The sequence below is a fragment of the Scandinavium hiltneri genome (genome assembly GCF_024764835.1).
In the GTDB taxonomy this organism is placed as follows: Bacteria; Pseudomonadota; Gammaproteobacteria; order Enterobacterales; family Enterobacteriaceae; genus Scandinavium; species Scandinavium hiltneri.
The window spans coordinates 240,133-253,692 of the sequence record NZ_JALIGE010000069.1 but is presented as its reverse complement, the minus strand read 5'-3'; the positions used below and the strand labels follow the sequence as shown (position 1 = coordinate 253,692).

At 52.8% G+C, this 13,560-nt stretch carries 15 protein-coding genes and 2 pseudogenes; 11 read left to right on the top strand and 6 right to left on the bottom strand.

Features of this window, described 5'->3' with window-relative positions; all coding sequences use genetic code 11:
- The first annotated feature begins 14 nt into the window (after window positions 1–14).
- Window positions 15–1,439: an MFS transporter gene (locus MUU47_RS05685; RefSeq protein WP_258987209.1), complete on the top strand. Its 1,425-nt coding sequence runs from the start codon at window positions 15–17 to the stop codon at window positions 1,437–1,439.
- On the opposite strand, the pseudogene MUU47_RS05680 reads toward MUU47_RS05685, so the two are convergent.
- Window positions 1,430–1,524: pseudogene (locus tag MUU47_RS05680) on the bottom strand (hypothetical protein); the annotation flags it as partial. The gene MUU47_RS05685 and the pseudogene MUU47_RS05680 overlap by 10 nt on opposite strands.
- Window positions 1,525–1,800: 276 nt before the next feature.
- Here MUU47_RS05680 and MUU47_RS05675 point away from each other — a divergent pair.
- Complete coding sequence (locus MUU47_RS05675) at window positions 1,801–2,193, top strand: hypothetical protein (RefSeq protein ID WP_258987208.1); 393 nt, start codon at window positions 1,801–1,803, stop codon at window positions 2,191–2,193.
- Between the two features lie 64 nt (window positions 2,194–2,257).
- Here the strand turns inward: MUU47_RS05675 and MUU47_RS05670 are convergent, their stop codons facing one another.
- The 3 genes and pseudogenes from MUU47_RS05670 to pspF form a co-directional block, all read right to left on the bottom strand.
- Window positions 2,258–3,097, bottom strand: coding sequence for a DUF4225 domain-containing protein (locus tag MUU47_RS05670; RefSeq protein ID WP_258987207.1), 840 nt, complete (start codon window positions 3,095–3,097; stop codon window positions 2,258–2,260).
- 2 nt (window positions 3,098–3,099) lie between these two features.
- Window positions 3,100–3,579, bottom strand: a pseudogene (locus MUU47_RS05665) (Hcp family type VI secretion system effector).
- A 239-nt stretch (window positions 3,580–3,818) separates the two neighbouring features.
- The gene (gene pspF / locus MUU47_RS05660; RefSeq protein ID WP_258987206.1) at window positions 3,819–4,787 is read right to left on the bottom strand and encodes a phage shock protein operon transcriptional activator; all 969 of its coding nucleotides are present in this window, start codon (window positions 4,785–4,787) and stop codon (window positions 3,819–3,821) included.
- A gap of 173 nt (window positions 4,788–4,960) precedes the next feature.
- Here pspF and pspA point away from each other — a divergent pair, with 173 nt between their 5' ends.
- From pspA to tyrR, 7 genes are all read left to right on the top strand, one after another.
- On the top strand, window positions 4,961–5,629 hold the full coding sequence (gene pspA / locus MUU47_RS05655; protein WP_258987205.1) for a phage shock protein PspA: 669 nt from the start codon (window positions 4,961–4,963) through the stop codon (window positions 5,627–5,629).
- 54 nt (window positions 5,630–5,683) lie between these two features.
- Window positions 5,684–5,905: an envelope stress response membrane protein PspB gene (gene pspB / locus MUU47_RS05650; RefSeq protein WP_258987204.1), complete on the top strand. Its 222-nt coding sequence runs from the start codon at window positions 5,684–5,686 to the stop codon at window positions 5,903–5,905.
- The gene (pspC, locus tag MUU47_RS05645) at window positions 5,905–6,264 is read left to right on the top strand and encodes an envelope stress response membrane protein PspC (RefSeq protein WP_110507959.1); all 360 of its coding nucleotides are present in this window, start codon (window positions 5,905–5,907) and stop codon (window positions 6,262–6,264) included. The genes pspB and pspC overlap by 1 nt, the downstream gene beginning before the upstream one ends.
- Before the next feature lie 14 nt (window positions 6,265–6,278).
- Complete coding sequence (gene pspD / locus MUU47_RS05640; protein ID WP_258987202.1) at window positions 6,279–6,497, top strand: phage shock protein PspD; 219 nt, start codon at window positions 6,279–6,281, stop codon at window positions 6,495–6,497.
- A 123-nt stretch (window positions 6,498–6,620) separates the two neighbouring features.
- Window positions 6,621–8,018, top strand: a complete 1,398-nt coding sequence (locus MUU47_RS05635; protein ID WP_258987262.1) for a YcjX family GTP-binding protein — start codon at window positions 6,621–6,623, stop codon at window positions 8,016–8,018.
- On the top strand, window positions 8,015–9,064 hold the full coding sequence (locus MUU47_RS05630) for a YcjF family protein (protein ID WP_258987201.1): 1,050 nt from the start codon (window positions 8,015–8,017) through the stop codon (window positions 9,062–9,064). Before MUU47_RS05635 ends, MUU47_RS05630 begins: the two co-directional genes overlap by 4 nt.
- Window positions 9,065–9,289: 225 nt before the next feature.
- A complete protein-coding gene (gene tyrR, locus MUU47_RS05625; RefSeq protein ID WP_258987200.1) occupies window positions 9,290–10,831 on the top strand; it encodes a transcriptional regulator TyrR in 1,542 nt (513 codons plus the stop codon).
- 39 nt (window positions 10,832–10,870) lie between these two features.
- Here tyrR and tpx read toward each other — a convergent pair whose 3' ends face one another.
- The gene (gene tpx, locus MUU47_RS05620; RefSeq protein ID WP_258966547.1) at window positions 10,871–11,377 is read right to left on the bottom strand and encodes a thiol peroxidase; all 507 of its coding nucleotides are present in this window, start codon (window positions 11,375–11,377) and stop codon (window positions 10,871–10,873) included.
- A 102-nt stretch (window positions 11,378–11,479) separates the two neighbouring features.
- On the opposite strand from tpx, the gene ycjG reads away from it, so the two are divergent.
- Window positions 11,480–12,445, top strand: coding sequence for an L-Ala-D/L-Glu epimerase (gene ycjG / locus MUU47_RS05615; protein ID WP_258987199.1), 966 nt, complete (start codon window positions 11,480–11,482; stop codon window positions 12,443–12,445).
- A complete protein-coding gene (locus tag MUU47_RS05610; protein ID WP_258987266.1) occupies window positions 12,399–12,665 on the top strand; it encodes a hypothetical protein in 267 nt (88 codons plus the stop codon). The genes ycjG and MUU47_RS05610 overlap by 47 nt, the downstream gene beginning before the upstream one ends.
- A 91-nt stretch (window positions 12,666–12,756) precedes the next feature.
- Here MUU47_RS05610 and mpaA read toward each other — a convergent pair whose 3' ends face one another.
- Complete coding sequence (gene mpaA, locus MUU47_RS05605; RefSeq protein WP_258987197.1) at window positions 12,757–13,482, bottom strand: murein tripeptide amidase MpaA; 726 nt, start codon at window positions 13,480–13,482, stop codon at window positions 12,757–12,759.
- Window positions 13,483–13,560: the final 78 nt, after the last annotated feature.

Genomic DNA, 13,560 nt, shown 5'->3' with positions numbered 1-13,560 from the left:
AGGAGGGCCGCACGATGAGTACCGTTCCCCTGACAGAAACCCATCCGTTTGCCGGTAATGACCGGCTGCTGATAGGCATTGTTCTGAGCGTTTTGACCTTCTGGCTGTTTGCCCAGTCGGTGATAAACGTGGTTCCGGCGATGAAAAGCAGTCTTGATATTTCTCTCGAAACGCTGACCCTGGCGGTCAGCCTCAGTGGTTTATTCTGCGGCTGCTTTGTAGTGGCAAGTGGCGGACTCGCAGATAAATTCGGGCGTGTACGTCTGACCGTTATTGGCCTGGTCTTCAGCATCGTCGGCAGCGGATTTCTGGTAATGTCGCATGGCGCGGTGCTGTTTCTGGCGGGCAGGGTGCTTCAGGGGCTGTCAGCGGCATGTATCATGCCAGCCACCCTGGCGCTGATTAAAACCTGTTACGAAGGCAAGGCCCGTCAGCGGGCGATCAGCTTCTGGGTGATTGGCTCCTGGGGCGGCAGTGGTCTGTGCTCCTTCGTCGGAGGTGCAATCGCTACCGGTCTGGGCTGGCGCTGGATTTTCGTGTTCTCGATGGTGGCAGCGCTGGTGTCCTTTTTGTTGATTCGTGGGACGCCGGAAAGCCGCAGTGAAAGTGCACAAAACCGTAAGCTGGATCTCGGCGGTCTGTTCAGTTTTGTTACCGCGCTGGTGATGCTGAATCTGTTTATCACCAAAGGTCACAGCTGGGGATGGAGCAGCGGCTTGTCGCTCTCCATGCTGAGCGGAGCGGTGCTGGCGACGCTGTGGTTCATTCGTTCGGGTTTACGCAAAGGCGATGAGGCGCTGATTGATTTTGCGCTGTTTAAAAATCGTGCCTACAGCGGGGCGGTGCTGTCGAACTTTATGCTTAACGGCTGCATCGGCACGCTGATGATCACCAGTATCTGGCTGCAGCAGGGGCATCACATGTCGGCGTTCCAGACAGGCATGATGACGATGGGGTATCTGGTCACGGTGCTGGTGATGATCCGCGTCGGTGAAAAGCTGCTTCAGCGTTACGGGGCGCGTCTGCCAATGATGTTCGGCCCGGTGATTGCTTTCGTCGGCGTGGCGCTCATCTCCTGCACTTTCCTCGATAAAACGGTTTATATCGGCATTGTTTTCTTCAGCTACATTTTGCTGGGATTGGGACTCGGCTGTTATGCCACGCCGTCCACCGATACTGCCGTAGTGAACGCGCCAGAAGATAAAGTAGGTGTTGCCTCCGGTATCTACAAAATGGGCAGTTCTCTGGGTGGGGCGATGGGCATTGCGGTCACGGCATCGATTTACGCCATGCTGTTACCGCTAGGCATGGCTCACGCCGCACAATATGCGCTGTTATTCAACAGCGCGCTGTGTCTGAGTTCAATGCTGGCGAGCGCAGCGTTGCTGAGAAAACCGCGCAAGCATAGCGGCGCCGGGCAAAGGCATACTCAGAGCTGATGCTTTTTCAGCAAAGCTCGCAGTTGGTGAAAAATTATACCCAACAGCTCCGCCGCTTTTATTGATGAGTTCTGGCCTGCTTTAGCAGGTCTTTTTTTTCGACGTGTTTTGCACTTACCGCAACAAATGACTTAGCTCAATTTTATTCCCCAACTTCAGTGATAATGTCAAAACTCTCGGTACAGACAAATACAGAGATATCTATGTTTATAGAAAAAGGGAAAGCTATGAATTGTGCATATCATAATATTCGATTAAGGTGACATTTAAAATGATACGCTAAATGTCGAGTTCGCGGGTGGCAACCTTGACGTTGGGCTAACGAGATTACGATTAAGATATTACTTACATGGAATTTAAAATGAAAGCGAGAGAACTAATATTAACCAATTGCTTTTCATACAGGGAGTTATTGGAGATGAAAAACTCATATGTCAAGGCTATACGTGAGGTATATGGGAGGGGCGCTATAGTTTCGGTTGATGAAACCTTTGAAAATTACATTCTCGTGATTGCAGATGCTGTGAGTAGTGCTTTTTTTCTGGTGACTTTTATGGGATTGATTAATGTTAGTGCAATGTTATATGTGCATGGATTAACAAAAGGTACGTTTGCAATGTTCGTTATAAGTCTGCTTATAATAATAGGAGTGGTAATTAGAAATAGTGTGGTTAAAAAAATCATAATGGCAACCACATTAAAATTAATTAAGCTAAGATTGAAAATGTTTGTTTACATGATTACCCCACCCTAACTTGTAAATAATAGATAAAAATATTTCAACCTTGCTTAAATAATATCTTTATTGTGTATGACGACTATTCGCTTTCATCATATTTATAACCGTCATCATAAAATGTAGCTTTGAATGTTTTAATGGATGACCCAGTCTGAAATATCTTCATTATTGTATTCTTATTCTCCCATTTGGTAATGCTATCTTGCCTAATGTAGTGAAATAATTTACCGGTTCCAGGTTTTTCTAGCAACCCTCTGCTTGCTATGCGTAGAGGGCTTTCTTTTATAATAAGTCCTTTATAAGCTGAATATGCTGTAATTGAAAAATCCACCATGCTATATGCAAAGTCACCATTATAATTTTCATAACCCAACTGTTTTGCTGCAAAGCGATAAAGATCTCGAAGAGGGCCTGTTTCTTGGTGTTCATATAATAGCGGCGTAATTGATTCAAATATATTATTCGCACCATGAGCAATCAACGTAATTCCGATCGATTTCATTCTTCTTAAATGAAGTCTTTTACCAGCATTATAAATACTAATTCCTCCCAAGGCCTGTGCGCCACCTACGACGACCCCACCCGTTATTTTTGCATATTTTATCAATCCTTGATCTTCAAATATCTCAGTTATGATGTATTTGGTATAATTTCCTTGCCGTAAAATTTGATACTCACGTCTAGCCATTTCACTTTCCGCACGGGCTTCTGCAATTATCCTCATACGTTCGTTAATATCAAATGTATTGCGAAATCGTCTATTTATATCGCGTATAAACTCATCAATGTCGCGCAGATACTCTCTTCTAATTTGATAATTTTCAATGAAATATGATGAGGCCAGTGTGGCAGTCCGTTGTAGGTCTAAAACATAATTATCTAAATCGTATTTTAAATGCGCTATCGCAGACGTTCCCATAATTAATACACTCTATCTTCCCAAATACTGTAGGAGCTTGTTCCTGCTAATACATGTTCCCAACTGATTGATTGATATTTAAGAGAAATGCTTTCATCAGACTAGAGTTCGTTGTGGGTTAATGAGTTAGGGCTGAACATTCTAATTTCAGTTAACGTGGCTTCGTGTAGTTTTATTTTAAAGAAAATTTCAAGGCCTCCAGATGAGTTCATTCTATAGAATACAAACTCACAGTTCAGACGTTCATTCTGATTCATGGCTAAAGCTAAAAGTGGTGTTGATTTATCGATAGGTTTTCTGATTTGAATAGGGTGGAGTTGAATGTTGCTTTCGCGGGTCATAAGATTGAGGAATTCAAATATGAAAATCTGATCCTCATGTCCCTTTTGGCATTTGTTTCCGATTGAATCAAGAGTTGAACAACCAGCCGAAATCAATCCCTGCTTATTACCTGTAATCGTTGCATAAATTATGTTAGCCATGTCTACTCCCCAAGTAAATTGTTGTGGGGTATATTACAGATGATATTTTTTTAAATCCAGAATTTAAAATGTATTATATAATCTGTATTTTATATGTAACTCTTTAATTAATTCAACGTGCAAATATTTCCATTGAATATTCTAAATGTACTCCCCAGGAAGCACTTTATGCTGAGAATAGCTGGCCTGATGCCCCTGTTCAACCAGAGGCAATAATGAAATCACGATAGAAATAAGCGTCAGAGCTGATGCTTCTTCAACAACGCACGTAACTGATGGTAGGTAAGTCCCAGTAGTTCAGCCGCTTTTTTCTGATTGAATCGGGCCTGTTGTAGCGCTTGCTGCAACAGGCCTTTTTCTTGCTGCTGCTGAAACTCCCGTAAATCCAGCGGCAGAGAAAGGGCGTGGGTTTCAGCCACGTCTTCCACCGTGACCGGGCGCTGGAACGGGTCGAGGATGATGTTATCCAGCGGCTCTTCGAAACTGGCGTGGCGATAAACCGACCGTTCCACCACGTTCTTAAGTTCACGAATATTTCCCGGCCAGCGATAGCTGAGCAGGGTTTCGCGCGCGTGGTCGGTAAAGCCAGGAAACAGAGGCTGGTTTAGCTCGCGACACATCTGAATCGCAAAGTGTTCCGCCATCAGCATGATATCCGTTTGCCGTTCGCGCAGCGGTGGAAGCTGCACTACGTCAAACGCCAGACGGTCAAGGAGGTCAGCGCGGAAGGTTCCGTCGCTGACCATCTGTGGCAAATCGGCATTGGTGGCGCACACCAGACGCACGTTGACCTGCAGCGGTTGGCTGCCGCCCACGCGCTCCAGTTCGCCGTACTCAATCACCCGCAGTAATTTCTCCTGCACCAGCATCGGGGCGGTTGCCAGTTCGTCGAGGAATAGCGTGCCGCCGTCGGCGCGTTCAAATCGCCCCGGATGGCGTTTCTGCGCGCCGGTAAAGGCGCCCGCTTCATGGCCGAAAAGCTCAGAGTCGAGCAGGTTTTCATTCAGCGCCGCGCAGTTCAACGAGATAAACGGGCCTTGCCAGCGTGAAGAAAGAAAGTGCAGGCGGTTGGCAATAAGCTCTTTCCCGGTACCGCGTTCGCCGATAACCAGCACGGGCTTATCCAGCGGCGCCAGCCGTGAAACCTGTTCCAGTACCTCGAGAAAGCTATTCGCTTCGCCGAGCAGGTTGTCCTTGTATTCTGCCATGATGAAATTCGCCACTAGTTGGTGTAATTCGCCATCTCACTGTAGCCGTGCGAGAGATACAATTCAACCAGTGCGTGTAAAATCAATAACATAAAAAGTTGGCACGGCATTTGTATTATCTCATCAGCAGGGCCATGCCCGATAACAGAACTGAACGTATGAGGATTTGAATTATGGGTATTTTTTCTCGTTTTGCCGACATCGTGAACGCCAACATCAATTCACTGCTGGAGAAGGCTGAAGATCCGCAAAAACTGGTCCGCCTGATGATTCAGGAAATGGAAGACACGCTGGTGGAAGTGCGTTCCACTTCGGCCCGCGCGCTGGCAGAAAAGAAACAGCTGACTCGCCGCGTAGAGCAGGCCAACGCGCAGCAAGCCGAATGGCAGGAAAAAGCCGAACTGGCGCTGCGTAAAGAGAAAGAAGATTTGGCGCGTGCGGCGCTGATCGAAAAACAGAAACTGACCGACATTATCGGCACGCTGGAAGGTGAAATCACGCTGGTCGATGAAACGCTGACCCGCATGAAAAAAGAGATCGGTGAGCTGGAAAATAAACTCAGCGAAACCCGTGCTCGTCAGCAGGCGCTGACCTTACGTCACCAGGCGGCGAGTTCTTCCCGCGATGTGCGTCGTCAGCTGGATAGCGGCAAAATCGACGAAGCGATGGCGCGTTTTGAGTCCTTCGAACGCCGTATCGACCATATGGAAGCCGAAGCGGAAAGCCACGGTTTCGGCAAACAGAAAACGCTGGATCAGCAGTTTGCAGAACTGAAGGCCGATGACCACATCAGCGCGCAAATCGCTGAGTTACGCGCCAAAATGAAACAGAATGACGAATAATCATTTTCAGGCGGTGCTGAACGTACCGCCGCTCATCATCTGTAAGGAGACCCCATGAGCGCGCTTTTTCTGGCCATACCGTTGACGTTGTTTGTGTTGTTTGTCCTGCCGGTCTGGCTGTGGCTGCATTACAGCAACCGCTCCGGCGCTGATTTGTCGCAAAGCGAGCAGCAGCGTTTAGCGCAGCTGACGGATGAGGCGAAACGGATGCGGGAACGCATTCAGGCGCTGGAACACATTCTCGACGCGGAACATCCGAACTGGAGAGAACAATAATGGCGGGACTAGATTTCAGTAAGAAGCTGTGGCGAATTCCACAGCAGGGCATGGTGAAGGGCGTGTGTGCCGGGATTGCACACTGGCTCGACGTTCCGGTGAAACTGGTGCGTCTGATTACCGTGCTGGCCATGATTTTTGGCTTGTTTTTCTTCGTGGTGGTGGCATACATCATAATGACGTTTGCCCTCGACCCGATCCCTGACAACGAAATGTACGGCGAAAAAATGCCGTCCAGCGGCGAACTGCTGAACGCGGTGGATGCCGAGCTGGCGGCGGGTGAAAAGCGTTTGCGTGAAATGGAGCGCTACGTCACCTCCGACACTTTTTCGCTGCGTAGCCGTTTTCGCCAGCTGTAACTGAGAGGTATTTGATGAATTCAACATGGCAACGTACCGGGCAGAAAGTGAAACCCGGTCTGAAAATCGCGGGTAAGCTGGTTTTGCTGACCGCATTGCGTTACGGCCCGGCGGGCGTTGCCGGTTGGGCTATCAAATCCGTCGCTCGCCGCCCGATTAAAATGCTGCTGGCGGTGGCGCTTGAACCGGTACTGGCACGTTTTGCTAACCGCATCTCACGTAACCTGAAATAGCAAACCGTGGCGCAATCGGGGAGGTACCTGCGTTTAAGTCTTTTTTACCTTTGATCTTTCCGCATCGCCCCCATGTAATATCCTTCACTACATGTTTACTCTTCAGGACGCAATTGGATGGCGATGAAGCGACTCAAAACCGAATTTAATGCACTGCTCAATCGCGGCGTGGATCGACATCTGCGCCTGGCGGTGACCGGGCTTAGCCGTAGCGGCAAAACCGCGTTTATCACCGCGATGGTGAATCAACTGCTGAATCTGCATGCAGGCGCGCGTTTGCCGCTGCTGAGCGCGGTACGTGAGGAACGGTTGCTTGGCGTGAAACGCGTGCCGCAGCGCGACTACGGTATTCCGCGTTTTACCTACGACGAAGGCCTGGCGCAGTTGTACGGCACGCCGCCGATGTGGCCGACGCCGACGCGTGGTGTGAGCGAGATTCGTCTGGCGCTGCGTTTTCGTTCTAACGATTCCTTACTGCGCCACTTCAAAGACACCTCCACGCTGTACCTGGAAATCGTCGATTATCCGGGCGAATGGCTGCTGGATTTGCCGATGCTGGCGCAGGACTACCTGAGCTGGTCACGGCAGATGACGGGCCTGCTGACCGGCCAACGGGCCGAGTGGTCAGCCCGCTGGCGTCAGCTGTGCGAAGGGCTTGACCCACTGGCACCGGCAGACGAAAACCGTCTGGCGGAAATCAGCCAGGCGTGGACCGACTACCTGCACGCCTGCAAACAGGAAGGTTTGCACTTCATTCAGCCAGGCCGCTTTGTGCTGCCGGGCGAAATGGCAGGCGCACCGGCCTTACAGTTCTTCCCGTGGCCGGATGTGGATGCCACAGGTGAGGCCAAACTGGCGCAGGCTGACAAACACACCAACGCCGGAATGCTGCGGGCGCGGTTTGACTATTACTGCGAACACGTGGTGAAAGACTTCTATAAAAATCACTTCCTACGTTTTGACCGCCAGATTGTGCTGGTCGATTGCCTGCAGCCGTTGAACAGCGGGCCGCAGGCGTTCAACGACATGCGTCTGGCGCTGACGCAATTGATGCAAAGCTTCCATTACGGGCAGCGCACGCTGTTCCGTCGCCTGTTTTCCCCGGTCATCGACAAACTGCTGTTTGCCGCAACTAAAGCCGATCACGTCACCGTCGATCAGCATGCGAACATGGTTTCCCTGTTGCAACAGCTGATTCAGGATGCCTGGCAGAACGCGGCGTTTGAAGGCATCAGCATGGACTGTCTGGGTCTTGCGTCAGTGCAGGCCACACAAAGCGGGCTGATTGACGTCAATGGCGAGAAAATTCCTGCACTGCGCGGCAACCGCCTGAGCGACGGCGAACCGCTGACGGTGTATCCGGGCGAAGTACCCGCCCGTTTGCCAGGTCAGGCATTCTGGGAACAGCAGGGCTTTCAATTTGAGGCGTTTCGCCCACAGACGATGGACGTCGATAAACCGCTGCCGCACATTCGTCTTGATGCGGCACTGGAGTTTTTGATTGGAGATAAATTGCGATGAGCGAACCGTTAAAACCGCGTATCGATTTCGCCGGGCCGCTGGAAAAGGACCAAACAGAGCACCTGCGTGGGGCGCAAACCTTTGAACGGAGCCAGGCCGAAAACTTTGCGCCAACGGTGATTGACGATCCGTTGGAGGACGAAGGGCAGGCCGAGGCCGTGGTCGAAGCGGCGCTGCGCCCGAAACGCAGCCTGTGGCGACGGATGGTCACTGCGGGGCTGAGTATTTTCGGCATTAGCGTGGTGGCGCAGGGTGTGCAGTCGACGATGCACGCCTGGCAAACCCAGGATTGGGTGGCGCTCGGCGGATATGCGGCCGGGGCCTTGATCATCGGCGCTGGCGTGGGGTCCGTGGCTACCGAATGGCGGCGCCTGTGGCGCTTGCGACAGCGGGCAGAAGAGCGTGATGAAGCGCGTGACCTGCTGCATAGTCACGGTACCGGCAAAGGGCGGGCGTTCTGCGAACAGCTTGCCGCGCAGGCCGGAATCGACAAATCGCACCCCGCACTCCAGCGTTGGTACGCGGCGATTCACGAAACGCAGAACGACCGGGAAGTGGTCACGTTGTATTCCCATATCGTGCAGCCGGTACTGGACGCCCAGGCGCGGCGTGAAATCAGCCGCTCGGCGGCAGAATCAACGCTGATGATTGCCGTCAGCCCGCTGGCGCTGGTGGATATGGCGTTTATCGCCTGGCGCAACCTGCGCCTGATCAACCGCATCGCCATGTTGTACGGCATTGAACTGGGTTATTACAGCCGCTTGCGCCTGTTCCGCCTGGTGCTGTTAAATATTGCCTTCGCCGGAGCCAGTGAACTGGTGCGCGAAGTCGGCATGGACTGGATGTCGCAGGATTTGGCGGCGCGTCTCTCCGCCCGTGCGGCGCAGGGGATAGGTGCTGGTCTGCTGACCGCGCGCCTGGGCATTAAAGCAATGGAAGTCTGCCGCCCGCTGCCGTGGATCGATAACGACAAACCGAAGCTTGGCGATTTCCGCCGGGAGCTTATCGGGCAGTTGAAAGAAACCATCAATAAGAAACCGGCTTAACGTTTCGTTTGCCATTATTCCCTCTCTTCACTGAGAGGGAAAATGTCACTTTACCGCCTCCCCAAAAATCACTTCTGGCCTTGTCCCTTTGTGCTTTACCCGCCGTGTTTACGGCAAAGAGCCTGATTTTCCGCCATACTGTCAATAATTGTTGACAGCTATCTTCCCGCAGGCGGAGAACTGTCTTATCATCCATGCGTTATTGGCTATGAGGGTGATACTCCCATGCGTCTTGAAGTCTTTTGTGAGGACCGTCTTGGTCTGACCCGTGAATTACTCGATCTGTTGGTGCTGCGTGGAATTGACCTGCGCGGGATCGATATTGACCCCATTGGCCGAATTTACCTTAATTTCGCGGAGCTGGAATTTGACAGCTTCCGTACTCTGATGGCGGAAATCCGTCGTATTGCCGGAGTGACCGACGTGCGCACCGTGCCGTGGATGCCGTCGGAACGTGAACACCTGGCGTTGAGCGCATTACTGGAAGCGATGCCGGAACCGGTGCTGTCGCTGGATACGAAGACCAAAGTCGAGTTGGCGAATCCGGCGAGCTGCCAGCTGTTTGGTCAGTCGCAGGATAAACTGCGCAGCCACAACGCCGCGCAGCTGATCAACGGCTTCAACTTCCAGCGCTGGCTGGAGGGTTCTCCGGTGGAATCGCATGCCGAACATGTGGTTATCAACGGGCAAAACTTCCTGCTGGAAATTACCCCGGTCACGCTGGAAGGTGAAAATGCCACGCGCGTATTAATGGGCGCCGTCGTGATGCTGCGCTCTACATTACGCATGGGGCGTCAGCTGCAAACCCAGACCCCCCAGGACGTCAGTGCCTTTAGTCAGATAATCGCCGTCAGCCCAAAAATGCGTCATGTGGTTGAGCAGGCCCGCAAGCTGGCGATGCTGAGCGCACCGCTGCTGATTGTTGGTGATACGGGCACCGGTAAAGATTTGCTGGCCAACGCCTGCCATCTGGCAAGCCCGCGAGCGCAGAAGCCGTACCTGGCGCTGAACTGCGCATCGATTCCGGAGGATGCGGTCGAAAGCGAACTGTTCGGTCATGCGCCGGAAGGCAAAAAAGGCTTCTTTGAGCAGGCCAACGGCGGTTCGGTGCTGCTGGATGAAATCGGTGAAATGTCGCCGGGGATGCAGGTCAAACTGCTGCGTTTCCTGAATGACGGTACGTTCCGCCGCGTCGGTGAAGACCACGAAATTCACGTTGATGTGCGGGTGATTTGCGCTACCCAGAAGAACCTCGTCGAACTGGTGCAGAAAGGGCTGTTCCGCGAAGATCTCTATTATCGTCTGAACGTGCTGACCCTGAATCTGCCGCCGCTGCGCGATCGGGCGCAGGACATCATGCCGCTGACGGAGCTGTTTGTGGCCCGTTTTGCCGATGAACAGGGGATTACGCGTCCGAAACTGGCCGCTGATTTGAACACTGTGCTGACCCGCTACGGCTGGCCGGGCAACGTGCGTCAGCTGAAAAATGCCGTATACCGTGCACTGACACAGCTGGACGGGTACGAGCTGCGCCCGCAGGATATCTTACTGCCTGACTACGACACCACCACGGTGGCGGTCGGGGAAGATGCGATGGAAGGTTCGCTGGATGATATCACCAGCCGCTTTGAGCGTTCGGTGCTGACCCAGCTTTATCGTAGCTATCCGAGCACCCGTAAGCTTGCCAAACGCCTGGGCGTTTCGCATACGGCGATTGCGAATAAGTTGCGGGAATATGGCTTAAGTCAGAAGAAAAACGAAGAGTAAATACGATGCCGCCTTCAGTGATGAAGGCGGCATTTTTTATCAGGCTTTCAGTGCTTCCAGCGCAGACTCATAGTCCGGCTCGTTGGTGATTTCGTTCACCAGCTCGCTCAGAACCACGTTGTCGTTTTCATCAAGCACGATGACCGCGCGAGCAGACAGGCCTTTCAGCGCGCCGTCTGCGATGCCAACGCCGTACTGCTGGAGGAACTCTGGCGCACGCAGGGTAGACAGGGTAACAACGTTGCTCAGGCCTTCTGCACCGCAGAAGCGGGACTGGGCGAACGGCAGGTCAGCTGAAATGCACAGCACGACAGTGTTGTTCAGTTCGGTTGCCAGCTGGTTGAATTTACGCACGGATGCAGCGCATACGCCGGTATCAATGCTCGGGAAAATGTTCAGCACTTTACGTTTACCAGCGAACTGGCTCAGTGCGACGTCGGAGAGATCCTTAGCGACCAGAGTGAATGCTGGTGCTTTGGCGCCCGCCTGCGGAATGGAGCCCTGAACGGAAACGGGGTTGCCCTGGAAATGCACAGTTTGTGACATGATTATCTTCCTGTTTACATATAGTTAACGTCGCGGCTAGTGTATGACATCAACAGTTAACACGGCAAATCCTTTTAGTGCTGGTAAATCGAGGGGCAGGGAATGAGAAGTTTGAGAGTGTACGAGGAGGCCTGGCCGCTGCATACGCCATTCGTCATCGCCCGCGGTGCTCGCAGCGAAGCGAAAGTGGTGGTGGTGGAAATCCAGGAAGACGGTGTAACAGGGACAGGAGAATGTACTCCGTATCCGCGCTATGGCGAGAGTATTGCCTCGGTGATGGCGCAGGTTGCCAGCATTGGCGAACAGCTTGAATCCGGCCTGACGCGCGACGCGTTGCAGCAGCTTCTGCCCGCAGGCGCGGCGCGCAACGCCGTGGATTGTGCGCTGTGGGATATTGAGGTGCGCAAAGTGGGGCGCTCGCTGTCTAATTTAGTGGGCAGCGAATTACCCTCCGAGGTGACAACGGCGCAAACCGTGGTGATCGGCACGCCGGATCAGATGGCAAATAGCGCTAAGGCGCTGTGGGATAAGGGCGCTCGGCTGTTAAAAGTGAAGCTCGATGACCATCTGATCAGCGAAAGAATGGTCGCCATACGGGCTGCCGTCCCGGAGGCCACGCTGATTGTCGACGCTAACGAGTCCTGGCACAGCGATGGGCTGGCTTCACGCTGTCAGCTGCTGGCGGATTTGAACGTCGCGATGCTGGAACAGCCATTACCCGCAGGGGAAGATGGCGCGCTGGCGAATTTTATTCACCCGCTGCCGATTTGCGCTGATGAAAGCTGTCACACCCGCGAAAGCCTGGCGAAACTCGCCGGACGCTATGACATGGTCAATATTAAACTGGATAAAACCGGTGGTTTAACCGAAGCGCTGGCGCTGGCGACGGAAGCCAAATTGCAGGGTTTTGACCTGATGCTAGGCTGTATGTTGTGTACCTCTCGCGCCATCAGCGCCGCACTGCCGCTGACGCCGAAGGTACGCTTTGCCGATCTCGATGGCCCGACGTGGCTGGCAATCGATGCCGAACCTGCGTTGCGCTTTGGCACCGGCACGCTTTACCTATGAAATCGTTAGTTTATTTTTAAACGGGATCCGGCACAAAACGATCATCCGGCATCCGCAGGTACGTTTAGGATACGCGCGTCACAAATTTGAGGGTGCTGAGATGATTGAGTGGGAAGACGAAAGCGTCGCAACGCAGGACGAGCTAACTAAACGGTTGATTGATACCGTGGCTGCCGTCGTGCTTGTCGTCATCGTGGTAGCTGGGTTGTTTTTTGCCTGACGAACCAGATGATTTGTTAAAGAACCCGCATCGCTCCGGCCATGCGGGTTTTTTATCGGCTGAATTGTCGCCGCAAAGTAATCAAAAAATCTCAACGCGTTGATGATAATTCCGGATGCCAGTGCAGCAGGCCGGTCATCGCCGCCAGATATTTTTCGCTCGCTTCATCAGATGAAATCGGCGGGAATTCCGCGGTGATGCAGTGCAGGCCGAGATCGGCGCACCAGCTGCCAAACGAGCCTGGCGTCGCGTAGCCAACGCTTGTCACCAGCGGCAGTTCAAAGTAGTCTGCCAGCCATTGGCCCAGTACCGTTTGCTGCGGATCTTCAATACAGGCCAGCGGATCGTGGAACGACACCACCCACGCCGGGTGAATTTTGTGGATCAGTTGACACAGCGCTTCGGTTTCTGGCTCGGAGCCGGGGTTATCCCCCGTCAACAGCACCACGTCACGGCTCTCTGCGGAGCTGTTCCAGCGATAAACCGTTTCACCGGCTTTCCAGTTCGCCGCCGGAAAGTTACGGTTGAGGTCGACCCCGTTAGCGTTGGCACGTAACCCCAACTGGCAGCCGTCAGGGTTGACGGTCAACACCACGTGATGACGACGCAGGTCAGGGGCCAACGTGCGCAGCGCGCAGGAAAGGGTGACGATGGATGAGTTTTCATCGCCATGCGTGCCCGCAATAATCAGCCCGCTGTTGTGGTCGGCGAGCGGGGCGGGGAACCAGATCAGTGGTGCGCCCAGCAATGAACGTCCATAGTGTTGAGTTCCAGGCGGAAACGCGCCGCGCTGCTGGCGTGGTCGGGTGGAAGACATGCTCAATCCTGCTTTATTGTGTTGTTTCTGGCAGTGTTGTTCATAACTCACCGAGAATCAAATAGTTTCCCTTCTCCA